A 22,676-nucleotide genomic window follows, 5' to 3' on the forward strand; every position below is an offset into this window, starting at 1 on the left:
CGCCTCACCAACGTCCTTTACCGGCACCTCACCAGAGATCAACTCAAACTCGCCACCGGCACGGGTTGACACACAGAGGCGCTCTTGAGCCTCTCACCGCCGCGGTGACCGGCGGGGCGCACGCCAGATGAGAGCCACACCAGCCTGCGGTGGGCAGCCGCGATGAGAGCGACCCCACCGGTCACCTCGACCAAGCCTGGCCGGGCTGCGGTCGTACCACCAGTCAATAGGTAGCCGATGTGAGTGTGTGGGAGATTTCGATGAGGGACGACCGGTTTACTTCTTGCGTCCCCAGGCAATGGCTGTCGCAAAGGCGAAGTCGTAGAAGGTTGGATCCGCGAGCAGGCGCAGTGTCTCGTCAACTGACGCAAGCGTGCTTGGGTGGTTCGCAGCGATGCGTGGCCGCAATTGCGTCAGGGTGTGCGACCAGCATGCCGATGAGGCGTTCTGGGCACCGGTAACCGGCACGTGCATCGCAGCGCCAAGGTCGATCAGCCCTCGTTCCTGTAGTGGCCGTGGAAACCTTCTTGGCCACACGGCGTCGGTGCCTATGGTTTCCGCCAGGACGCGTTCGACCGCGAGCATGGCATCTCGGAAGGCCGGCTCGGTGCCGGACTGGAGGGGAAAGCTGGCGATGGACTCGACGACGAGCACCCCACCGGACTTCAACGATCGGCAGAGCTTGTCCAGGATGGCATCGCGTTCCGGAAGGTGTTCCAGCACGAACCGCGCGTGGATAAGATCGAAGTGCTCCTCGGGAAGCGGATCCCGCACGACATCGTGTCTCAGGACCTGCAGGTTAGATCTGGCGATGGCTTCGAGCCACCGGGTATCGATGTCCGTGGCAACAACCAAACCGTCCGGGACCTCGTCGGCGAGCCAGGATGCGACGGAGCCGACACCCGCGCCGACCTCGAGGCATACCCATTCGCGGCGCACGCCGACCTCCCTGAGAATGCGTCGGGTGGTCTCGTCGGCAACGGCTGCCATCGCGACAAGTCGATCGCGCTCTGACTCCCAACCAGGACTGAGGACAGAGTCTCCGTAGCGCTCCTGTTCGGTCATGCGCGAGATTCCATCACGCCGAATCGGCGTGCCATGCCCCTGGGCACTCTTCTGCCGCCGACAGCGCGTACGAGCCGACCGGATCTGTCGATGAGCGGACGTTCTGGCGGGGTGACAACTATTGAACCCACCGGTCGCGGACCGTGGTTCACTCTCAGTCGTGAACACCCCCGATCTCGCCGCTCTGGTGCCCGGTCAGATGGCTCGGCATCCAAGCTTCGAGTGGACCATCCTGTCGGGCTGGGTCCCGGAGGAGGACCTGGTGGTCGAGTTGCACCCTCGCGGCTGGCCGGAGCGGGTGGCCACAGTCCAAGTCAACTCCGGGGCGGAGGTCTTCAGCTTCACCTTCGCTGGGCACTTGAGCCACGGGTTCGCCTACGAGGATCAGGACCGGTCCGAGACCCTTCAGGAGCGAATCGACCTTGCCGCTGAGGCCGCAAGCGGGCCCACGCGAGTCATCCGTGACTGCCGTGGCGGCATCACTGTCAGAAGCACATTGGTGGTAGATCCCGACGGGCCGCACCCACGCCCGGACGTCGCCAGCTACCCCTTACGGCACCTTAAGTCGCTTTTCAGAGCGGGCCGCGGTACACGAGAGGTTGACGACTTCCCCGCTGCACGCTGCAGCTAGCAACCACGACTGCTTTGCGCCAATGCTCGCTCACGCCGCCGATCGGGTGCGCGCGGTCGCCAGGACCGCTTGATCAGGTGCGCGCTCATGCCGCGATGCGCGCGGCGACTCGACCGCCAGGCCAGTCACCCTCCGTAATCGGATCTCGACCCGACTTGGACAGCGGTAGTCGTCGAATCCTACGGCCGGATCAACGGCACGGGAACTGGACCTCCGGAATCAATCGCTGAACGTCGTTATGGACCTGCCCACGTTCGGCCGTACCCGGTTGGGCACGTTGCCCCGTACGCCGACAACCTGCCCCGAACGGGCTCATTCGGCGGTTACGGCGCAGGTGAGCTCCACCTCGACCGGCGCGCCGGACGGCAGACTCGACACCCCGACGGCCGAACGCGCGACGGCGCCGCGCTCACCCAGCCAGTCCCGCAGCACCTCGGAGGCCCCGTCAGCAACGGCGGAGTGCTGGGTGAAGTCGCCACGGCAGGCGACGTACACGGTCAACCGCAGGCACCGCCGCACCCGGTCCAGTCCCCCGACCGCGTCGGCCACCGCGGCGACGGCATTGCTGGCCGCGAGGCCGGCTGCGGCCCGTGCCTCGGCCACGGTCAGATCCGCGCCCACCAGGCCACGCACGGCGAGCCGGCCGTCCACCCGCGGGGTCATGCCCGCCGTGTAGGCGGTGCCGGCGTGCACCACCACCGGCACGTAGTGGCCCTGCGGGGCCGGGGGCGTCGGCAACGTCCCCCGGCCGGCTGGTTCAACCACCGAGCACCACCCCGTCCTGGCGGGGGTCGGCGCCACCGACGAGGCAGCCCAGCCGCTGCTCCACCGAGACCACCAGCGCACTGCCGCCCGCGTCCCACGGCCCGACCACCCGCACCGGGTGCCCGGCGGCGCGCAGCCCCGCGAGGGTCCGCTCGTCCAGCCGCGACTCGCAGATGAGCTCGTCGGGCGCCCCCACCACGTCCGCGTCGCTGCCCGGGAACACCGTGAACCGCGGCGCCGAGACCGCCTCCTGCGGGTCCAGGCCGTGGTCGATCAGGTGCGACAGCACCTGCATGTTCCACTGCACCTGCCCGTCGCCGCCGGGCGTGTTGCCGACGTGCCGCAGGCCTCCCCCGGCGTCGGTCACCAACCAGGCAAGGCAGGTGTGCAGCGGACGGCGCCGCGGTCGGATCTGGTTGGGGTGGTCCTCGATCAGGTAGGTGCCACGCCCCAGCCGGTTGTTGAGCATGATGCCGGTGCCCGGGATGGTGATCCGGGCGCCGAAGGTGAAGGCGAGCGAGTGGATGAAGCTGACCGCCCGTCCGTCGCCGTCGACCGCGACGGTCGTCGTGGTGTCCCCGTCCACCGTCAGTCCCGCCGTCGCGAGCGGACCCCGTCCGGCGGCCAGCGTCGCCCGCACGTCCGCCACCGCCGCGGGCTGCAGCAGCGCCCGCCAGGCGTCCGTGCCGGCACTGCACCGATCCCAACGGTCACGGAAGGCCTGCCGGGCCGCTCCGGCGAGCCAGCCGATCGCATCGACGCTCAGCGGCGGCAGCCCGGAGAGCATCCCATCGCAGACGGCCGCCTGCTGCAGCACCATCCAGCCCGGCGTGGGCAGCGGCGTCGTGTGCACGACCAGGTCGCCGTACCGCCCGGCGATCGCCTCGCCGGCGAGCGGAACGCCGGAGGCGGCGAACTCGTCGCCGCTGAACGGCGCGCCGGCCGCGGCCAGCGCGGCCACCGCCCGATCCGCCAGCTCGCCGCTGTAAAGAGCGCGGGGCTCGGCCGCCAGCCGCCGCAGCGAGTCGGCGAGCTCCGGCTGTGGGAGCCGTTCGCCGACCCGCGGCGCCCGATCGTTGCGCAGGAACGTCCGTCGGGCCCCCTCGTCGGCGCGCAGCTGCGCCTCGTGGTCCAGGATGTCCGCGCGGGTTTTGCGGGTGCAGGGCAGACCGCGTTCGGCCGCAGCGATCGCCGGCGCCCACAACTCGGGGAGGCTGAACGTCGCGCCACGGGCGTGCAGCGCGGCGATCGCGGCCACCGCACCCGGAGCCGCCACGGCGAGCGCCCCGGTGAGGGGAACCGCGGACAGGCCCTGCGCGCGGTAGAACTCCAGGTCGCCGCCGTCCGGCCCGTACCCGCTGCCGTTGATGGTCCACACCGAGCCGTCCGGCTCGCGGACCACGGCGAAGGCGTCGCCGCCGACGCCGCACTGGCCCGGCAGCGCCAGCCAGGACATCGCGGCCATCGCCACGGTCGCGTCGATCGCGGTGCCGCCCGCGGCGAGCACCCGGTGACCGGCGGCGCTGACCGCCGGGTGGCTCGAGACCGCCATGTGTTCGCCGGCGAGGACCGCATTCCGAGTCGGTGCCGGCCAGTCCCTGCTCATGCCCGTCACCTCACCGGTTTGCGTCGGCGCGGGCCGCCGGTCGCGATGTCCTCCGGCGTCACACCCACGTAGATCTGCCCATCCTCTTCCCGCACGGGGAAGGTTTTGATCGGTTCGGTGGCGGGCGGACAGACCGGCTCGCCCGTCTCGAGATCGAAGACGCTGCCGTGGCAGGAGCAGCCGATGCCGTCGTCGACCAGCTTGCCGGACGACAGCAGGCAGTCCAGGTGCGTGCAGTAGTTCGACGTCGCGTACGCCTTGCCCGCGAAGCGGGCGACGCACAGCTCCAGGCTGTCGGCGTAGAAGCGCCGGACGTACCCGTCGGGCACCTGGCCTGAGCGTGCGACGCAGACGAACTTGGTGCCCGGCTCCGCTCCTGCCTGGGGGGCGCCGGTGGCCTCTGGTGCGCTCATGAGCTCACGTACACGGTCTTGTCGACGGTGTAGAAGTGCATCATCGTCTCCCCTGCCTGTTCCTTGAACGTCTGGGTGCTGGAGTTCTTCAGCCCGCCGAAGGGGGCGTTCATCGCCATGCCGGTGGTGGGCTGGTTGATCTTGACCACGCCGCTGTCGACCCGCCGCGCGAAGTCGAACGCGCGGCCCAGGTCGCGCGTGACGATCCCGGCCGACAAGCCGTACGCCGTGTCGTTGGCGACGCTGATCGCGTCGTCGAAGGAGTCCACGCGCAGCACACCCAGGACCGGTCCGAAGATCTCCTCCTGCGCCAGCGGCGACGACGGGTCGACGTCGGTGAAGACCGCCGGGCGGACGAAGTTGCCGTGTTCCAGGCCCGGGCCGAGCGGCTCGTCACCAGCGCGCAGGCGTGCCCCGGCGGCCGGCGCGAGGTTGAGGTAGTGCCGGGTCTTGTCCAGCTGGGCGTGGGTCGCGACGGGACCCATCTGCACGCCGTCGGCGAGCCCGTCGCCCACCCGGCGGGCGCGGGCGAGTGCGACCACCCGCTCGACGAGCGCGTCGTGCACCGCATCGTGGACGATCAGCCGGCTGGTGCCGGTGCACGCCTGGCCGCTGAGGCCGAACGCCCCGCGGGCCACGATGTCGGCCGCCCGGTCCAGGTCGGCGTCCTCCAGCACGATCACCGGGTTCTTGCCGCCCATCTCCAGTTGGCAGCGCTGGCTGGGCCCGACCGCCCGGTGGATGGCCGCCCCGACGTCGGAGGAGCCGGTGAAGGTCACCGCACCCACCCGCGGATCCGCTACCAGCGCCGAACCCGCCTCGCCGCCACCCTGCACGAGGGCGAGCGCACCGGCCGGAACCCCCGCCTCGAGCAGCACCTCCACCAGCCGCTGCCCCATCAGCGGGGTCACCTCGCTCGGCTTGAACACCACCCCGTTGCCCGCCGCCAAGGCCGGGCCGAGCTTGCGGGACGGGATGTTCAGCGGGAAGTTCCACGGGGTGATGGCCACGACGACCCCGACCGGCTCCCGGGAGGTGTAGACGAGGCTGCCGTCGCCCGTGGCGTAGGTGCGGCCCGCGATCCGCAGCGCCTCACCGGCGTAGAAGCGGAGGTTGGACGGGGTACGGCGGGTCTCGGTGAGCGCCTCGGCGAGCGTCTTGCCCTCCTCGCGGACCAGTTCCCGGGCCAGGTCGTCGGCGCGGGCGGCCAGGATGTCCGCGGCCCTGTGCAACACCGCCGCCCGCGCCTCCGGACCGCGCTCCGCCCATTCCCGATAGCCCGCCGCCACCGCGGTCACCGCGTCGTGGGCGTCCTTCGCGTCAGAATCCGGGAAAACCGCGACGACCTCACGCTCGTCAGCCGGGTTGCGCCGCTCGCGGGTACGCCCGCTGGCCGAGCCCGCCCACTCGCCGCCGATGAAGTTGCCCTTCACAGTTGCTCCTCCAACGCTGTCAGTTCGGCCAGGTCGACGTCCTCGTCGGCGAGGATGCGGGGATCGACGCTGACCTGTCCGGCGATCAGTTCCTTGGCTACCAGGACGTCCGCGCCGCGGTCGACGGCGAACGCCGCTCGGACCAGGCCTTCGCGCAGGTAGAACGCCGAGAAGTCACACTCCTCGACCGAGCCACGCACCACCAGGTCGTCCCAGACCGGCGCGTGGCCGGTGTACTGCAGGTTGTGGTCGTACTGGTCCGACCAGAACCAGTGCGGGTCCGCGTACACGGTGGTCCGGCCGATCATGTTGTTGGCGGCGGCGGTCGCCTGGCGGCTCGCGTTGTCGAAATGCTCGACCCGGATCCGCTCTCCGAACAGCGGATGCCAATGGTTGGCCACGTCGCCGGCGGCGTACACGTTCGGCACCGCGGTCCGGCAGTACTCGTCGACGGGGATGCCGTTGTCGACGGCGAGGCCGGACCGCTCGGCCACGGCGGTGTTCGGCGTGATGCCGATGCCCACCACGACCAGGTCGCCCTCGATGCGGCCGCCGCTGGTGGTGACGACGACACCGGACGGTGTCTCGACGACGGACTCGACGGACTCGCCCAGCCGCAGTGTGACGCCCTGCCGGCGGTGGATCGCCGCGCAGGTTGCCCCGATCTCGCGGCCCAGTACGCGCTGCAGCGGCACCTCCAGCGCTTCCACCATCGTGACGTCGGCGCCCCTGCCTCGGCTGGTGGCGGCGACCTCGGCACCGATGAAACCAGCGCCGATCACGATCACCCGTACGCCTGGACGCAGCTCCGCGCGGAGGCGGTCCGCGTCCGGCCGGGTGCGCAGGTAGTGGACACGCTCGCCTGCGACGCCCGGGAGGCGGCGGGGGCTCCCACCGGTGGCCAGCAGGACCGCGTCCGCTGCGGCCTCCGTGCCGTCGGCCAACTCGACCAGCCCGCGCTCCGGCCGGATCCGCACGGCCGGCTGGCCGAGCCGCAGGTGCACGTCGTTCGCGGCGCACCATCGCTCCGACAGCAGGTCCAGGCCGCAGTCGTCGTCGCCGGCGAGGTACTCCTTCGACAACGGCGGCCGCTGGTACGGCGCCTCCGGTTCCGCACCGAGCAGCTCGATCCGGCCGTCGAAACCGCGTCGGCGCAGGGCACGGGCGGCGACGGCGGCAGCCTGACCGGCACCGATGGTGACTATGGTCCTGGTCATCGGTGGCTCACCCCGCAACCCTGGCCGGGTACGCCGCGGCCCCGGTCTCCGCGCGCCGGCTGCGCGGTAGCGGGTCGACGTAGATCTTGCCGTCTTCCACCCGGACGTCGTGCGTGGGCTGGCATTCGGTCTGATCCACCGCCTCGCCGGTGGCCGGGTCGAAGGACCACTGGTGGCCGGGGCAGATGATCCGCCCGTGCAAGAGCGTCCCCTTGCTCAGGGAGCGCTGCTTGTGCACGCAGGTGTCATGCAACGCGAACACCCGGCCGTTCACGAGGAAGAGCGCAATCGGCGTGCCGGCGACGATGACCTGCTTCTTCTTGCGACGCGTGAGCTCGGACAGCTCGGCGACGAGCACCCACTCGTCGGGGTTGGGCTCGCTCACGTGGACTCCCTCCAGGTCGGCAACGGTTGCGGAACTCGGCCGCATATGCCGCAGGGGTGGGCCAACAGTTGACCCACCCGTCCGGCGACTCCGATCAGGCGCTGACCAGGTCCGGCGCCACGTAGGTGTCGTAGAGCGCCTTGGTGTAGGAGAAGCGCATCTCCGCGCCCCAGCGGACGAACTGCAGCGATCGCTGCTGCAGTTCGGGAGTGTTGGCGTGGTCCAGGACGATCTGGTAGCCACGCTCGCCGTGTACCTCGTCGGAGGTGATGTGCAGCTCGAAGAACTCGATCTCGTCCTCGGTGAAGCCGTACGCCTCGCGCAGCGGGACGATCTGCTTCTTGTAGATGCTCGGCACCTGCGACTCCAGCCCCACGACCAGTGCCGCGGTCGCCACCGCGAAATGCTCCCGCATGGCCGTGGCGTAGCACCACGCCTGCAGGCCGCGGGTCACGGCGTTCATGTTGTTCGGGTCCTCGATCCGCTCCCGCGTCGTCCCGCACGCCTCGGCGAAGCGGATCAGCAGGTCCGTGTGGCGAATGTCGGCCAGTTCCTCCTCATACATGTTCTGCAGCAGGAAGTCCTTGGCGTCCGTGCAGCTGTCGGGGGTGTTGGCGTAGACGTAGGCCAGGTAGTCGGCGAACGGGCCCACGTAGTGGTAGTGGTTCTCCGCCCAGCGGGCGAAGTGGTGCCGCTGCAGCTTGCCATCGGCCCAAGCCTGGCTGAACGACGCGTTCTTGGCCTCCCTGCCCTTGATCGCGTCCTCGAGGGCAGCGCGGAAGTTGTCCCGGGAGAGCAACTCGGTCATCTTTGTCGCCTCTCTCTCTGATGCGTCGGGGCGGTCCCGGCAGCTCCGCGTAACGCCACGGAGTCTGTGGGGTGTCACCAACGCTAGGGAGCCGACGACCAGCGCCCCACGGTCAAGATGCACATCCTTCGCCGTAGTCTTCTGTGCAACCAGCCCACGGCTTCCAGTCGGCCGATTTGCCATCGTTGGCTAATGCCCACGACCAAGAGCGCGTACCCGCGCGGACTCCGGTGGACCCCGTCGCTGGGTTCGCAAAGCAGCGACCGGCGGCGTCGCTGGCGAGAAGCCATGGCCGTCGTGCTGGCGGTGAACAGCGGGGCCACCGACGCGATCGGGTTCCTGGCACTCGGCGGCGCCTTCACCAGCGTGATGACCGGAAACATGGTTCTGCTCGGAATCGCCGCTGCCGGGGCCGACGGCGCCCTGGCCGTACACACCGGCGCGGCGATCGGCAGTTTCGTCCTCGGCTGCTCGCTCGGCACGCGCATCGCCGGCACGCCGAGGCCCGACGACCCGGTCTGGCCACGGGCGGTGACCCGCGCGCTCGCCGTCGAGGGCGTGGTGCTCGCGGCGTACGCGGTGGGCTGGTGGTGGAGCGGCGCCCATCCGTCGGGACAGCTGCAGCTGTCGTTGCTCGTTCTCAACGCGGTGGCGCTCGGCATCCAGAGCAGCACCGTGCAGCGCTTCGGCGTGGCGGGACTGTCGACCACCTACCTCACCGGGACGCTCACCACCGTGATCGCGCGACTCACCTCCGGGCACCGACTGCGCGACGTTGCGCAGAGTGTTCTCACCCTGCTGGGGCTCGTCGCGGGCGCGGCGCTCGGCGGGTTGCTCGCGGTGCACGCGCCCGCGTGGGCACCTCTGGTGCAGCTGGGAAGCCTCGGCATCGTCCTGACCGCGGCCGTCGCGGCGATCCAGTCGGCACCCGACCCCGACCCCGATCATCGCTGACTGTCCGCCAGCGGAGCCACCGCACAGCGTGATCGCTGGGCCAAGGGGCCTCGCCTATGCGGCATCGGCTGCGATTTCGACGTACCGGCCAACCTGCAGCAGGTCCGACGCTCGGAAGTAGGCCGCCTGGTCGTCTCGCCAAAGGTCGGGCTGGATGCGTTCGTGGAGCGCTTCGACGGCGGCGATCAGGAGGCGCTGGTCCTGCGTCGTCAGTGCCCCGCCGGCCGCCACGCACGTGTCGAGCAGTAGCTGACCTGCGCCGCGATCGGATCGTCCGGTGTCAGCAGGGCGGGGAGGCGATCACGTTGCCAGAACGTCAGTGCGTGGACCGCAGCCCGTTGCGCAGCGCCGATACCCGCCGCTGGTAGGGCAAGCCCGGATCACGCACCTGACGGGCGTACGCGCTGAAACTCACGTCAGCGAGGTTAACCGGTCGCCGAGGCTCGTCATCGTCGGTAAGCCGTGACGGCCAGATAGATCCCCACCAACTGGCCGCGCATGGGGATTTCCAACTGGCCGCCAACAGACATTCATAGGCGACGGGTTCTTTTTCCGGCCGCTCGCCGATGCGCACCTCGGCTCTGAGAATCCGTTGCCAACTGGCCCGCCGGACACTGCGCGGTCGGCGGCAAACGAGCTTGACCGGGCCGGGAGCCAGCCGAGATGCGAGCGCGTCACTCAGCCGTTGGGGCGCGACTCGATCGCCTGCAGCGACCAGGTATTTCCGTCGGGATCGCGGAAGTAGACGAAGTTGCCCCACGGCTGCACCTCGACCTCGCTCGCATCGACGCCGGCGTCGAGCAGTTGCCTGCGCGCCGCCGCGGCGTCGGCGACCACGGCCTGGATCTCTTGCGTGCCGGGCGTCTTTTCGGTGATGCCGTCGCCGATCACGATGGAGCAAGCCGAGCCGGGTGGTGTCAGCTGAACGAACCGCAGGCCTTCGTGCACCCTGTGGTCGTGGTCGGCGTTGAATCCCACCCTCTGGTAGAACGCCTTGGCCCGGTCGACATCGGTCACCGGAACGGGAATGAGTTCGATCTTCCAGTCCATCGTCCCACCGTAGGACGCGGGTACGACAGTTCGCTGCCCTCCAGCTTCCGGCCGTCTGCCAGGAATCTCTTGGATCGGCAGGGCCAGCGTGGCCAGTAAACGCTCGGTAGGTCGCGCTTGAAAGCCATACCGGGCTCACCGCACCACTCGCGGCGGATGAGGACGGTGGTCAGGTCCGATTTCACGGTGCCTGGTGGGTAATGGGCCGACCTTGCTCCTTCCAGCTCTTCAACCCACCATCGAGATGCGCGACATCGGTATAGCCGAGACCCTGCAGGGCCCGGACCGCCAGTGCCGACCGACCGCCCGATGCGCAATAGAGGATTGTTCGGGCAGTCGGGTCGAATTCCGGGCGGTGGTAGGGGCTTGCTGGGTCGGCCCAGAACTCCAACATCCCTCGAGGCGCCGCAACCGCGCCAGGGAGAGCTCCGTCACGCTGCACCTCGTCAGGCTCGCGGATGTCGACGAGCGTCACGGAGCCGGACTCAAGCTCGCGCGCGACCTCGTCCACCGACAGGTTGCGGATCTGGCTCTTGGCCTGTGCCACCAGCTGCTGAACGGTAATCGCCATGGTCGTACCTATCTCTAGGGACTTCCTTACTTGATCGGAAGAAGGGCGACGAAACATCCATGCTCAGTACAGAACGACGGTTCGTAGGAACACGAAGGCTTTAGATCACTCAACGGCTGACCATGCCCCCGTCGGTCGCCGAGACAGCGCCCCCTTCGACCGCCGTACGCATGAGTCTTGGGACTACCTGCCGAAAACAGCATCGCGCTGGTCTCGGTACCTTGGCAATCGCGTAGGCGACAGACGGCGTCGTACCTAAGTCCACGGTTCCACGCCCGAGGGATCGTCCTACTGTCGGCGGGATGACCTGCGGGGGTCGTCAGCTACGAGGGTGTACCCTCATCGGTTCCGGTCGTCGTGCGACCGGTCGGCGGCATGACCGTGCAGGTGATCAAGCAGCGCCGTCACCCCTGCCCGTGCCATTGACGTCCGAAATATCGAAGCGATGATGAGCAAAAGCCACACGCCCACTCGTGCCGTCACTGGCGATGGTGACGTCGAGCAGGTCGCCGTCGAGCGCCGACAGCACTCTCGGGATCTGTTCCGGTCATCACACTCCGCCAAGCGTCAGGCATCTGGGCGCTCGGAGAAAAGTGACATATCATATGTCTTCGCCGTGGCCAGCAGGTCGACGGCGTCGGGCCATCGCCCCTGAACTGGCAGTCTGGCCGATCACGCCCATCCCTCCAGCCCGACCTGAAAGGGTTCATATGAGCGGCGACTTTGAGCTTCCGCAGTACGACGACGTCGAGGACGAGGGCATCCTCAGCAGCTCAGACACGCTTATCGACGGTGTGGCCGACCCGCTGGACGTTGGGATCGGCGCGGCCGATCGCTGGGCGGGCGCCAACCGCTTCGGGACGACGGAGGCGGAGCAGCACGCGGGCGAGCCGCTCGCTCAGCGGCTCGCCGAGGAGGAGCCCGACATCACGATCGACGATGATCCTGCCCCCTACGGTGACGAGGACGAACTAACCAGGCGCGGCTACGACCGTGACCTGCGCGCCGGGCGGCTCGTCGAGATCAACGACGGGCTCGGGGAGGACGTCGAGGCGGACTCCGTGGCCAGGGACGTCGGTATCGACGGGGGCGGCGCGAGCGCCGAGGAGGCTGCCGTGCACCTGATCAACGGGCCCTACGACCAGTCCGGGACGGAAATGTAGTCGCGTCCGCGGGAACTTGCCGCACCATTTTGCACACAGGGAAACAGGCCGTGTGGAGTATGTTGCGGACCTGTCATGGTTCGTGCGCCATTCCTGGCATTGCTCGTGGGACCCGACCGCCGGCCGTGGGTGATGACGTCCGCCCGGGCGCACCGCCGTTCCTGATCCTGCACGGCAACCTCGACACCGACGTCCCCATCCGCCAGTCCGAGACTCTCGCCCAGCAGCTGCGCGCGGCTGGCGTACCCACCACTTTCGTCGAAGTCCGCGGGACGGCCCACACCCTGAACACACCTGGTCAGGAGCCCACACCCGAGCAGATCACCGCCATGGTGGTCGACTTCTTCACCACGACCCTGCACTGATGCGGCACAACCTCGGCTCATCCTCATCCACATCTCGATTCGGAGGACCCGAAGCGGTGCGCAAAGCAGACTCAGAGGGCATCCGAATCGATCGGCGTCGTCGAAATTGCTCGATCCTGTCTACGGGGCTGCGCCGGCGCATCGCCTGTCGCATCATGATCCGATGGCCGTTGACATCACTCGCGACGCGGCGCAGGGGCAAGCCCTGCGTACGGCTGCCATCGGCGGCCTGGCATTCGACCTGCTCTATGTCGTCCACCGCCTGCTGCAAGGCTTCGGGTCCGATGCATCCACGGCGGCGGCCGTCGCCGCATACGACACCGATCACCGTGGGACTCTCTTGGGCAGCGAGGTCGCCGTCGGGCTCGCGCTCCTGGCCGTCGTTGTCTTCCTCGCTGCGCTGGTGCCGGTCATCTGGCGGTCCGGGCAGGAGACCATGGCCACGGCGGTGCTGATCTCCGGCACCGCGTTCATCGCGATGGGTTTCCTGTCCCTGGCCGCCGAGACCGCTCTAGTTGGCGTGGCCGACAGCAACCAAACCGGGGCGGTTCTTGCGTTGAACGAACTGCAGGGACGCACACCGGTCGTGTGGACCATCACCGCGCTCACCGCGACGTCCTCGCTGGCCATGCTGCGCACCCACCTGCTGCCAAAATGGCTGGGCATCGCGGGTATGGCCGCAGCCGCCGTGTTCCTGCTCGGATCCATCTTCAGCGTCCTCGGTCGCACGGCAGAGGGGAACTCGTCACTGGTCGGCGTCGGCCTGTTCATCCTGTGGATGCTTGCCCTCAGCGTCGCGTTGTGGCGAGCCGCGACACGGGTCTACGAAGCAAGGCCGGCCAAGTAGATCCGCTCGCCTGCTCACAGCCACCCCCGGCGGGTGGCGTACACGCCTGCCTGGAACCTGCTGCGTGCGTCCAGGCGCTCCATCAGCCTGGACACGGTGCGCCGGACGGTACGCAGCGACGGGCCAAGCTTTGCGTGCCGCGGACTCGTCGGTGTGCCCCTGCGTCAGCAGCCGGAGCAGTTCCCGGTCGGCGGCGGTGAGGCCGTCGTCGTCGGTGGTGGGCGAATCCTCCAGCGTGGTGCCACTGGACCAGACAAGTTCGAACAGCGCCTGGATGGCGGCGACCACACCCTGTCCCCGCAGCGCTGGATCTCCATCGGCACCAACGGCGGCGGCATCGCCGGTGCCCCCACCGCGGTACACGGGGTCTAGGGCACGATCGCGATCTACGCCAAGACCGGCTCGGACACCGAATCCGGGGTGTGTCAGCAGACCGCGGTCGGCTCGTTCGGGTCGTGGGTGCAGATCTGACCGCGCCGACCACAAGGCGGACGGGCCGCACGGCAATATCGCGCGGCCCGTCCCCGAGTCTGCGCCACCCCGTCCAGGCTCATCCACTCGACCGCCACGAGCTTCCTGCCGCCACCTCCGCGAGCTTGTCGAGCGCCGAATCCCCGCCGGGTCGAGCGCCGCCGGCGACCTGCGGCAGCGCCGCCGAAGGTCTTCCCGCCTCTCGGGTACGAGGATGAGCGCGGTTCCGGCGTCCGAGTTGCCGCCGAGGGTGACGGTCAGCAGCGAGTCGAATCTCGGCGCCTCGGCGCGCCGATCATGCACGGCGACCGGCTCGCGTTCGTTTTACCCCGAGGCTGCGAGCTCTGTGCGACCGGCACGTTGCATTGCTGGCGCGACCGCCGATCAACAGATAAGGCAGTCACCCACCGTCGCGGCACCACCACCTGCAGCCGGCCCACATGGAGCCGGGAAGGTGGCACCACATGCCCTCGCCAGCTGCTCGAAGCGGAGGCCCGATGAAGCGCAGCGAACCCCTCGTCGAGCTGATCGTCAACCGACGCGCCGCCGGCCGCGTACCCGATGACACCGCCAAGGTGGTCCTCGCCGCGCTGAGCGGCGACGCCGACTTGGATGCGGCGCTCGCTGGCGAGTCGACCGCACTGGAGCCGCAGCATCCAGCGGCGGACGAGCCTGACCCGCCGGCCCTGACAGAACGAGGTCAGCCCCCGGACAGGTGCCCACGAGGCACCGGAAAGAGGAATGCATGTCCCAGGAGAATCGCCTCCACGCTGTGCCCGACCAGCCCGCTGAACTGTCCCGCCGGGACGAGGGCTTCGTCGTCACCGCCCGCTGGCACACCGAGACCGGATCGCGCGGAATCAACGGTCCGGACGAGGTCGTCATCCGCATCACCGACGACGCGACGCCCGACGTCCGGGCCCGCGGCATCACGTCGGCGGTCGTGCACCGGACGGGCCGGCAGGTCGACGACATGGTGGCCGAGTTCCACGACATGCCGAGCGTCGGGGCGTACCAGGTGATGGTGCGCCGCTACATCGAGGGCCGGCTCGCCGAGTTGGCCCAGGTGCGGGGTGCGACCGCGGACGGCTTCGAGTCCGACCTCCTCGCGGTCTTCGACGACCTGGCCGGTCGCGGCCACGCCGACTCGCTCGGGGTGATCGCCACGGCGACGGGCAGGTCGCGGGCAGCCCTCGACCACCTGCTCTACGTGGCCCGCCAGCGGACGGGCCCGGCGTCGGACGCAGGCCGCCCCGGCAGCGACGGGACCGCGTGACGGCCGGGAAGCCGCGGCGCCGCGCCTGGTCAGACGTCTTCGGCCGCCGACTCTCGCCCTACCTGTTCGTCGGTGCCGATGGCGTCGAGCGGGGCCAGCGGCTGGGGGTTGTCGCCGGCTTGGCCCCGCCTACCTGCTCAACCGCCCTCGATCACGATGACGGCGGCTCGATGATGTCCCAGCGCACCAGGCTGGCACCCTCAGGCGGGTCGTTGGGCGTTACGATCCCTCGAACACCGCCGAGGACCTGCCAGGATGGCATGTCCCAACCGCAACTGAGCCCGTCCCGGCCATTGATCAACGGCGCCTGTCGCACCGACCAGGTCCGGGCGTCGGCGCTCCGGGCGATGCCGACCACCGTCCTGGTGTCGGTGCGACCGCAGGCTCCGCTGGCGCCAGAAAAGGCCTCGAAGACCATGTACCAGTAGCCATCCGGTTCGCGGGTCATGTCCGCCATACCGACGCCATAGTTGGCCCAGCCCGGGGTCGACGACAGGATGATCTTCGAACGGGCGCCGGTGTACTCGCCGGCCAGGGTGTCGAGCCGAACCACCGCGCGCGTCTGCTTCAACCGCCCGGTTGAGTCGTGCCCGTGAAACGTCAGGAGGAAGCCGGTCCCGTCCTTTTCGATATCGGGTGTCCCCACCTCGTCGTCCCACGCACCGACCGCTCCGGGTCCGACAAGAAGAGTGCTGTTCGACCAGTCAAGCCCGTTGGCGCTAGTGACGTATCGAATGGAGTGCAGACTTCGCCCCTGCCCCGGGCCGAGGTAGTTCGGGTTGTGGTCACGCTGCTCGAACACCATGACGAGGCGGGATCCATCGGCGATAACGTCCGGCGCGTAGACCCACGTGCTCTGGACGCTGTCATCGAAACTGCAACTCTGACCGTCCTGGACCGTCTGCAGGGCCGGCAACGGGCGCCCTCCGTTCACCGGGGTCCAGGTGCCACCGCCGTCGGCGGACGTCGCCAGCGCCACCCCCTGCGGAATGGGACAGGTGGTCCCAGCGGGGCTGACGAATGTCCGGTAGTACATGAGGTACTGCCCGTTCCAGATGACCGAGGTGCTTTCGGCGTGCGAGCCGATGGCGGCGGGGAACGCTGACGTGTTCGGCTGGCGCAGGGCGGCCGCGTTGTCGAACAGCGCACAGCCGGCTCCGCAATGGGCTGCCGTATCGTCGGACGCCGGTGCCCCGGGCCCGTTGTTCATCAAGACCCGGCTGAACGTCGTCGTGGTCGCAGCGGTGAAACCGATCGCCGCCGCGCAGAGGGCAGCGAGCAGCGACGCGGCAAGTCGCGTCTTGATCATGCCGTCTCCTTGCCGCTTCGGGGGTTTGGGGACGCTTTCGTCGGACGATCGCTGGCGGTGCAGCGCCGACCAGGACCCGCGGTTGCTTGTGCACGCGCCCACAGACAACTGGTCGCCCAGTATGGTCCGTGACCGTGGCAGAGTCTCTGGTTACGCTCGGTGATTGATTTCACTCACCGGCTGGGTTGCGGGCCGGTCTCATCGCTCCCGTGCTGGCATCGTGGCAGGTCCGACATGCCGATCGAGCCAGTCGCCGAGCGGCCGTGTCGTGTGGAGGAACTCCACGATCCGCCGCTTGGCCGCGGCCGTACCCAGCCAGCCGGCGACCGGCCACTCTTTCCAGGCAACCAAGCCCTTGTTTCGGAGCAGATCGGCCCGCGGGTGGTCGCGCGGATAGCCCCGCGGCGCGGTCTTGAGCGTCTCGCGGCCACCGACCTCGATCCGGTGGCGTTCAATCTCCGCAATGATCTTTTGCAGCTCTCCGCCGCTGGCCTCGCCGGCCACCGCCCGGCGGTACCGCTCCAGTTGGTCGGTGGCCATCATCCACATCCCGTTGCCGGCGGCGAGGCCGTCGGCGGAGAGCTGGACGTACCCGCGGTGCTCGAGCACCGCCCCGATCGCGGTTTTGTACGGTGATTTGTCGGCGCTGAACCGGACGTCTCGATGTGGCCGGAAAATCTTGCCCTCGCCGAACTCAGGCTCCAGCTCGGCGAGCAGCTCAGTCATCGGAGCGTGCACCTTGTCGTCGTAGATCGCCTTGTGCGCAGTCCAGTAGGTCCTTGAGTTGTCGGCCGCAAGTCCCTCGTAGAACTCCAGAGCCTCAGCCGGCCATCCCCGGAACACCATGACGCCGAGGGTATCGCGCGGACCCGTAGTCGGCGGGATGGTTCAGCACGGCCCTGACCGCAGCGGCGAGCGCGACGCACCCCCGCGACCGTGCTGACGCGAAGTCGTGCGTGCAGGTCGCCGTCCCAGCCCTCGACCGCGCCACCTTTCCTGGCTCGACGATCCAGAGCGGTTCGTGGAGACGATGGCCGCTTACGCACTGATTGCCCGGTGAAGTTGGCAGGATGGGGTCATGGCAAGCATCGCTGTGATCGGTCTGGGTGGGATGGGCAGCCGGATGGCGGGCCAGTTGCTCGATGCCGGCCATGACCTCGTTGTTTGGAACCGCACACCGCAGCGGACCAGCGATCTTGTGGCACGTGGCGCGGTCGCTGCCGACAGTCCGGCAGAGGCAGCCCGCCGCGCCAGCCTGGTCATCACGATGCTGTCCGACCCGGCCGCGCTCCAGCAGGTGGCCGAGGGCCCGCAGGGGATCGTCGCCGGTGCTACCGCGCCGACGACACTCCTTGAGATGTCCACGGTCGGGCCGGCCGCCGTACGACGATTGGCCGCGATGCTGCCGGATGGTGTCGGCCTGCTCGATGCGCCGGTGCTGGGCAGCATCTCGGAGGCCGAGTCGGGTTCGCTGCGGATATTCGTCGGCGGGCCGGAGCTGCTTGCCCAACGGTGGATGCCGGTGCTGGCCGCGCTTGGGTCGCCGATGCATGTCGGACCGCTCGGTGCCGGCGCGGCCGCCAAACTGGTCGCCAATTCGACCCTCTTCGGGGTGCTCGCTGTCCTCGGCGAGGCGCTCGCGCTCGCGGATGGGCTTGGTCTGCCGCGGAACACGGCGTTCGAGGTCCTGTCCGCGACTCCGGTCGGCTCGCAGGCGGATCGGCGACGGCCCGCGATCGAGTCCGGTCGATTTCCGCGCCGGTTCGCGCTGTCACTCGCCCGTAAGGACGTCGACCTGATCGTGTCTGCCGCCGAGTCGACAGGCGTCGACCTGCCGGTCGCGGCAGCCGCCGGGCAGTGGCTCACGGCAGCCCAGGAAGCCGGCCTCGGCGACCGGGACTACTCGGCCGTACTCGCGCACATCACCAACACGGCCCGATCAGCATGAGACATGGCCGTGCTGTCGACAGCGGCGACGCGTCCGGAGGCGGGCTTTGGCTGATCGGCTGGAAGTGGCGATCCTCATCGGTCTGCAGGCGTCGGGCAAGACGACGTTCCGCCGCCGCATGCTGACTGACAGTCATGTGGCGGTCAGCAAGGACGACTTTCCGAATGCCCGCCACCGTCAGCGTCGTCAGATGCGTATGGTCAACGAGGCCCTGGCTGGGCGACGGTGCGTCGTGGTGGACAACACCAATCCGTCACCTCGGGAGTGGCAACCGCTGATCGAGGCTGCCCGTGCCCACGGCGCCCTGACGGTCGGCTACTGGTTTCCGCCCGATCTGCCGGCGGTGCTCGTCCGCAACTCCGCGCGGGAGAACCGAGCCCGGGTGCCGGACGTTGGACTGTACGACACGCTCAAGCGGCTGCGCTGCCCTCGGCAGGACGACGGCTTCGACCGGTTGTACGAAGTCCGGTTCGATGGCAGCGGCGGGTTCCAGGTAGCGCCGATGGAAGGTTGACCGTGGTGCACGCGGAGGAGTTCGAGGCCCGGCAGCGGGCCCGGGAGTCCTTCCACTCGCTGCGGGTGCTCCCGGGCGCCTGGACCGTGATCAGGGTCGACGGGCGTGGCTTCTCCCGACTCACCGAGCAGCGTTTCGACAAGCCGTTCGACGCCCGGTTCTGCGACCTGATGGTGGTCACCGCCCAAACGCTGCTGACGGAGCTGGGTGCTCGCTACGCCTACACCGCGAGCGACGAAATATCGATCTTGCTCGACCCAGCCTCCGACCTGTTCGGGCGCGGCGTGGAGAAGCTCGTGTCGATCTCGGCAGGTATCGCCGCCGCGGCGTTCACCCAGGCGGCCGCCGAGGCGGCTCATTTCGACTCCCGCCTCTGGGTCGGAGTCGGTGTCGAGGATGTCGCCGACTACTTCTCGTGGCGGCAGTCCGACGCCACTCGCAGCGCGCTCAACGGCTGGTGCTACTGGGCCCTCCGCAAGACCGGCCAGTCGCCTCGGCAGGCCAGCCACACGATGCAAGGGGTCGGCACGGCGGACAAGACAACGCTGCTGCTCCGCCACGGCATCACCTTCGACGACCTTCCCAGCTGGCAGCGGCGTGGCGTCGGACTCTGGCGGGAAACCGCCGAACATCCAGGCTTCGATCCCGTACGCGGCACCCCCGTCGTCACCACCCGTCGCCGCACCAGGACCGAACGCGAACTACCGGAGAAGGACGCCTACCGGCAGCTCGTCACCGCCCTCGCCACCGGCCAGCGGTAGCGCTTGGAAATTTCTTTCATGTGGTTGCGGCCGATCGGAATCTATTGACTGGGCGGCCCGCGGGGACGAGGGTGGCCATGGCCACTGCGCCACCCCCCGAACGGAGGTTCCATGCCCCGATCACGAGCGCCCCTCGGCAGGCGGATTCTGCTCAGCACCGCACTGGTCGGCGCCGCGACGCTCGCGCCGGTCAGCGCCGCGCCAGCGGCGAGCCCGACAGCCGCCAACCGACAGCAGCAGTACGCGGCGGCGGCCGCCGAGTACGGCGTCCCGGAGTCCGTGCTGCTCGCCGTCTCGTACCTGGAGTCCCGCTGGGACACCAACGCCGGCACCCCCAGCACCAGCGCCGGCTACGGCCCGATGCACCTCACCGACGCGACGTACGTCAAGAGCCTGGGCGAGCCCGGCCACTACGGCCCGGCGGAGGACCCGCGTGGCGACGACTCCCGCGCCCCGGTCCACGCCGCCGAGCCGTCGGCCAGCCCGGCGGCGGAGGCGGCGCTGCAGACGCTGGACGCCGCCGCGGCGGTCACCGGCAGCCGGGCGGAGGCGCTGAGGTCCGACCCGGCGGCCAACATCCGCGGCGGCGCCGCGCTGCTGGCGTCGTACCAGAAGAAGATCGGCGCCCCGCTCGGTGCCGGCACCGACCCGGCCGCCTGGTACGGCGCGGTGGCGCGGTATTCCGGCTCCGACAGTACCGACTCCGCGGCGAGCTTCGCCGACGAGGTGTACGCGACGATCCGGACCGGCGCGGCCCGCACCACCGACGACGGGCAGCGGGTCACGCTCGCCCCGCGCGACGTGACGCCGCAGAAGTCCTGGCTCGACAAGCTGGGCCTGCGCAAGGCTGCCCGGGCCGGCGGCGTGGAATGCCCGCAGGAGCTGGCCTGCGAGTGGATCCCGGCGCCGTACGAGCAGTACGGCCCGGGCATGTTCGACTACGGCAACCACGACCTGTCCGACCGGCCGGCCCGGCAGAAGATCGAGTACATCGTCATCCACGACACCGAGGAGACGTACGCCAGGACACTGGAGCTGGTGCAGGATCCGACGTACGTGAGCTGGCACTACACGATGCGCTCGAGCGACGGCCACACCGCGCAGCACGTCCGGACGAAGGACGTCGCCTGGCAGGCCGGCAACTGGTACATCAACGCCAAGTCCATCGGCATCGAGCACGAAGGCTTCGCCCGCCAGGGCACCTGGTACACCGAGAGCTTGTACCGCAACTCGGCCAAGCTCGTGGGGTACCTGGCGAAGCGGTTCGACATCCCGCTGGACCGGCAGCACATCATCGGCCACGACAACGTGCCCGGCACCGTTCCGTCGACGGTGAAGGGCATGCACTGGGACCCGGGGCCGTACTGGGACTGGTCGCACTACTTCGACCTGCTCAAGGCGCCGTTCCAGAGCACCGGAACGGCACGGACCGGGCTGGTCACCATCGACCCCGACTTCGCCGGCAACCGGCCCGCGTTCTGGGGCTGCACGCTGGACGACAACGGCAGCCCGACCAGCGAGCCCTGCCCGCTGCGCGGCTCGTCGTCGGTGATCCTGCACAGCGCGCCCAGCCAGGACGCGCCGCTGGTCAAGGATGCCGGCCTGCACGCGGACGGATCACCCTCGACGATGGAGGTCTCCGACCACGGCGCCCGAGCGTCGGCGGGCCAGACGTACGCCATCGCGGACCGGCAGGGCGACTGGACGGCCATCTGGTACCTCGGCCAGAAGGCGTGGTTCTTCAACCCGGCCGCTGCCCCGGTGGCGAAGTGGGCGACCGGCTTCGTGGTGACACCCAAGTCGGGCCGGGCCACCATCCCGGTCTACGGGCGTGCCTACCCGGAGGCGGCGGCCTACCCGGACGGCGTGGAGTACCAGACGATCGCGCCGCTGCAGTACACGCTGTCGGCGGGGCAGCGGTACGCGGTCGGCCTGGTCGCGCCGAGCGAGTACTACAAGGCGTGGACCGTTGACGGATCCTCACCAGGTGACTGGACGGTGATCCGCGGCAGGACGACGTACGTCCAGATCCAGTTCGGCCACCGGATCATGTTCGTCAACAAGGACGACGTGGACATCCGCCCCTCGGCGGTCGGCGCGCCCCGCTGACCCGCTCGTTGCCAGGCGACAGGGCCTCCTCTCAGCGTCGAGAGGAGGCCCTTTCGCGCGGCCGGTCAACTGGTCGACATCAGGATGCGGAGCGGCCAACCCCATCGAGGAGCTGGAGGTCCTCCTCCGTCAGTCGAAGTGCGCCCGCCGCGACGTTGTCGACGAGGTGATCCGGGTTGCCCGTCCCGGGGATGGCCAGCACATGGGCGCCATTCTGCAGGATCCATGCCAGGCGTACCTGCGCCGGTGAGACGCCGTGTGCACGGGCCACGGCGTGGACCTCGTCGTGCTCGGCCCGGACGGCTCCCGCCATGCGTCCCTCCCCGGCGATGGAGAAGAAGGGCACGAACGCGATGCCGAGCTCCGCGCATGCCCGGAGCATCTCGTCGTCGCCGGGTGTGTCGATGCTGTAGCGGTTCTGGACGCATACCACCGGTGCGATCGCCCGCGCTTCGGCAAGGTGCTCCGGGCGGGCGCCGGAGATGCCGAGGTGGCGGACGAGTCCCGCGTCGCGCAGCTCGGCGAGGGCCCCGAAGTGCTCGCTGATGGAGTCCTGGCCCATGAGCCGCAGGTTGACCACGTCGAGGTGGTCGCGGCCGAGCTGTCGCAGGTTCTCCTCCACCTGGCCGCGCAGTTGGTCGGGCCGCGCCCAGGTGGTCCACTCGCCGGCGGCGTCGCGTGCCGGGCCGACCTTGGTGGCAATGACGAGATCGTCCGGGTACGGCGCCAGCGCCGAGTTGATCAGCTCGTTGGCCAGGCGCAGCCGGGAGAAGTAGAACGCCGCGGTGTCGATGTGGTTCACGCCGAGCTCGACGGCGCGACGCAGCACGCCGATCGCCTGGCCGCGGTCGCTGGGAGTGCCCTGGTGCAAGGCGGCGCTGCCGGTGAGGCGCATGGCGCCGAAACCGATCCTGTTGACCGTGAGATCACCGAGCAGCCACGTGCCGGCGTCTGCCGCAGAGACCGTATGCGACGTCATCTTTTCCATCAGCTCCATCCGATCGGCCATCGCCCT

Annotated in this window: 24 protein-coding genes; 10 read left to right on the plus strand and 14 right to left on the minus strand. The window is 69.3% G+C overall.

Translation table 11 applies throughout. The features are described from left to right. Nucleotides 1-276: 276 nt before the first annotated feature. From ACFYOS_RS31455 to ACFYOS_RS31490, 8 genes are all read right to left on the minus strand, one after another. Complete coding sequence (locus tag ACFYOS_RS31455; RefSeq protein ID WP_387149359.1) at nt 277-1,065, minus strand: class I SAM-dependent methyltransferase; 789 nt, start codon at nt 1,063-1,065, stop codon at nt 277-279. Between the two features lie 943 nt (nt 1,066-2,008). Next, nucleotides 2,009-2,461, minus strand: coding sequence for a RidA family protein (locus ACFYOS_RS31460; protein WP_387149362.1), 453 nt, complete (start codon nt 2,459-2,461; stop codon nt 2,009-2,011). Beyond that, nucleotides 2,454-4,067, minus strand: coding sequence for a gamma-glutamyltransferase (locus tag ACFYOS_RS31465; RefSeq protein ID WP_387149365.1), 1,614 nt, complete (start codon nt 4,065-4,067; stop codon nt 2,454-2,456). The genes ACFYOS_RS31460 and ACFYOS_RS31465 overlap by 8 nt, the downstream gene beginning before the upstream one ends. A gap of 5 nt (nt 4,068-4,072) precedes the next feature. Further along, nucleotides 4,073-4,480, minus strand: coding sequence for a Rieske (2Fe-2S) protein (locus ACFYOS_RS31470; protein WP_387149368.1), 408 nt, complete (start codon nt 4,478-4,480; stop codon nt 4,073-4,075). Next, nucleotides 4,477-5,913 carry an aldehyde dehydrogenase family protein gene (locus ACFYOS_RS31475; protein ID WP_387149371.1) on the minus strand — a complete coding sequence of 479 codons (1,437 nt, stop codon included), beginning with the start codon at nt 5,911-5,913 and terminating at the stop codon, nt 4,477-4,479. Before ACFYOS_RS31475 ends, ACFYOS_RS31470 begins: the two co-directional genes overlap by 4 nt. Beyond that, a complete protein-coding gene (locus tag ACFYOS_RS31480; protein ID WP_387149374.1) occupies nt 5,910-7,130 on the minus strand; it encodes an NAD(P)/FAD-dependent oxidoreductase in 1,221 nt (406 codons plus the stop codon). Before ACFYOS_RS31480 ends, ACFYOS_RS31475 begins: the two co-directional genes overlap by 4 nt. Before the next feature lie 7 nt (nt 7,131-7,137). After that, entirely contained in the window at nt 7,138-7,515 is a 378-nt protein-coding gene (locus tag ACFYOS_RS31485; RefSeq protein WP_387149376.1) for a Rieske (2Fe-2S) protein, read from the minus strand. Nucleotides 7,516-7,609: 94 nt separating this feature from the next. Continuing rightward, nucleotides 7,610-8,323 carry a TenA family transcriptional regulator gene (locus ACFYOS_RS31490; protein WP_387149379.1) on the minus strand — a complete coding sequence of 238 codons (714 nt, stop codon included), beginning with the start codon at nt 8,321-8,323 and terminating at the stop codon, nt 7,610-7,612. A gap of 288 nt (nt 8,324-8,611) precedes the next feature. Between ACFYOS_RS31490 and ACFYOS_RS31495 the strand changes: the two genes are divergently transcribed. After that, complete coding sequence (locus tag ACFYOS_RS31495; protein WP_387149382.1) at nt 8,612-9,277, plus strand: YoaK family protein; 666 nt, start codon at nt 8,612-8,614, stop codon at nt 9,275-9,277. Nucleotides 9,278-9,955: 678 nt separating this feature from the next. Here ACFYOS_RS31495 and ACFYOS_RS31500 read toward each other — a convergent pair. The 3 genes from ACFYOS_RS31500 to ACFYOS_RS31510 form a co-directional block, all read right to left on the minus strand. Continuing rightward, entirely contained in the window at nt 9,956-10,327 is a 372-nt protein-coding gene (locus tag ACFYOS_RS31500; protein ID WP_387149385.1) for a VOC family protein, read from the minus strand. Between the two features lie 181 nt (nt 10,328-10,508). Further along, the gene (locus ACFYOS_RS31505) at nt 10,509-10,898 is read right to left on the minus strand and encodes a rhodanese-like domain-containing protein (protein WP_387149388.1); all 390 of its coding nucleotides are present in this window, start codon (nt 10,896-10,898) and stop codon (nt 10,509-10,511) included. Nucleotides 10,899-11,289: 391 nt separating this feature from the next. Then, nucleotides 11,290-11,427 carry a hypothetical protein gene (locus tag ACFYOS_RS31510; RefSeq protein WP_387149390.1) on the minus strand — a complete coding sequence of 46 codons (138 nt, stop codon included), beginning with the start codon at nt 11,425-11,427 and terminating at the stop codon, nt 11,290-11,292. 181 nt (nt 11,428-11,608) lie between these two features. Here ACFYOS_RS31510 and ACFYOS_RS31515 point away from each other — a divergent pair, with 181 nt between their 5' ends. The 5 genes from ACFYOS_RS31515 (at nt 11,609) to ACFYOS_RS31535 (ending at nt 15,020) form a co-directional block, all read left to right on the plus strand. Next, complete coding sequence (locus ACFYOS_RS31515; RefSeq protein ID WP_387149392.1) at nt 11,609-12,061, plus strand: DUF5709 domain-containing protein; 453 nt, start codon at nt 11,609-11,611, stop codon at nt 12,059-12,061. A 125-nt stretch (nt 12,062-12,186) separates the two neighbouring features. Next, nucleotides 12,187-12,426, plus strand: coding sequence for an alpha/beta hydrolase (locus ACFYOS_RS31520; RefSeq protein WP_387149395.1), 240 nt, complete (start codon nt 12,187-12,189; stop codon nt 12,424-12,426). A 163-nt stretch (nt 12,427-12,589) separates the two neighbouring features. After that, complete coding sequence (locus tag ACFYOS_RS31525; protein ID WP_387149397.1) at nt 12,590-13,273, plus strand: hypothetical protein; 684 nt, start codon at nt 12,590-12,592, stop codon at nt 13,271-13,273. A 153-nt stretch (nt 13,274-13,426) separates the two neighbouring features. Next, entirely contained in the window at nt 13,427-13,645 is a 219-nt protein-coding gene (locus ACFYOS_RS31530) for a hypothetical protein (RefSeq protein WP_387149400.1), read from the plus strand. Nucleotides 13,646-14,489: 844 nt separating this feature from the next. After that, on the plus strand, nt 14,490-15,020 hold the full coding sequence (locus tag ACFYOS_RS31535) for a hypothetical protein (protein WP_387149402.1): 531 nt from the start codon (nt 14,490-14,492) through the stop codon (nt 15,018-15,020). 151 nt (nt 15,021-15,171) lie between these two features. Here ACFYOS_RS31535 and ACFYOS_RS31540 read toward each other — a convergent pair whose 3' ends face one another. Both ACFYOS_RS31540 and ACFYOS_RS31545 read right to left on the minus strand, forming a co-directional pair. Next, a complete protein-coding gene (locus ACFYOS_RS31540) occupies nt 15,172-16,329 on the minus strand; it encodes a hypothetical protein (RefSeq protein ID WP_387149404.1) in 1,158 nt (385 codons plus the stop codon). A gap of 198 nt (nt 16,330-16,527) precedes the next feature. Beyond that, a complete protein-coding gene (locus ACFYOS_RS31545; protein WP_387149407.1) occupies nt 16,528-17,175 on the minus strand; it encodes a DUF2461 domain-containing protein in 648 nt (215 codons plus the stop codon). Between the two features lie 232 nt (nt 17,176-17,407). Here ACFYOS_RS31545 and ACFYOS_RS31550 point away from each other — a divergent pair, with 232 nt between their 5' ends. The 4 genes from ACFYOS_RS31550 (at nt 17,408) to ACFYOS_RS31565 (ending at nt 21,661) form a co-directional block, all read left to right on the plus strand. Continuing rightward, on the plus strand, nt 17,408-18,277 hold the full coding sequence (locus tag ACFYOS_RS31550; RefSeq protein WP_387149410.1) for an NAD(P)-dependent oxidoreductase: 870 nt from the start codon (nt 17,408-17,410) through the stop codon (nt 18,275-18,277). Between the two features lie 46 nt (nt 18,278-18,323). Then, nucleotides 18,324-18,791, plus strand: coding sequence for an AAA family ATPase (locus tag ACFYOS_RS31555; protein WP_387149413.1), 468 nt, complete (start codon nt 18,324-18,326; stop codon nt 18,789-18,791). Nucleotides 18,792-18,793: 2 nt separating this feature from the next. Then, on the plus strand, nt 18,794-19,552 hold the full coding sequence (locus tag ACFYOS_RS31560) for a tRNA(His) guanylyltransferase Thg1 family protein (RefSeq protein WP_387149415.1): 759 nt from the start codon (nt 18,794-18,796) through the stop codon (nt 19,550-19,552). Between the two features lie 111 nt (nt 19,553-19,663). Continuing rightward, a complete protein-coding gene (locus tag ACFYOS_RS31565; protein ID WP_387149417.1) occupies nt 19,664-21,661 on the plus strand; it encodes an N-acetylmuramoyl-L-alanine amidase in 1,998 nt (665 codons plus the stop codon). Between the two features lie 79 nt (nt 21,662-21,740). Here ACFYOS_RS31565 and ACFYOS_RS31570 read toward each other — a convergent pair whose 3' ends face one another. After that, nucleotides 21,741-22,640, minus strand: coding sequence for an oxidoreductase (locus ACFYOS_RS31570; protein WP_387149471.1), 900 nt, complete (start codon nt 22,638-22,640; stop codon nt 21,741-21,743). Nucleotides 22,641-22,676 lie beyond the last annotated feature (36 nt).

Origin of the sequence: Micromonospora sp. NPDC005806, from assembly GCF_042871425.1 — a bacterium.
In the GTDB taxonomy this organism is placed as follows: Bacteria; Actinomycetota; Actinomycetes; order Mycobacteriales; family Micromonosporaceae; genus Micromonospora.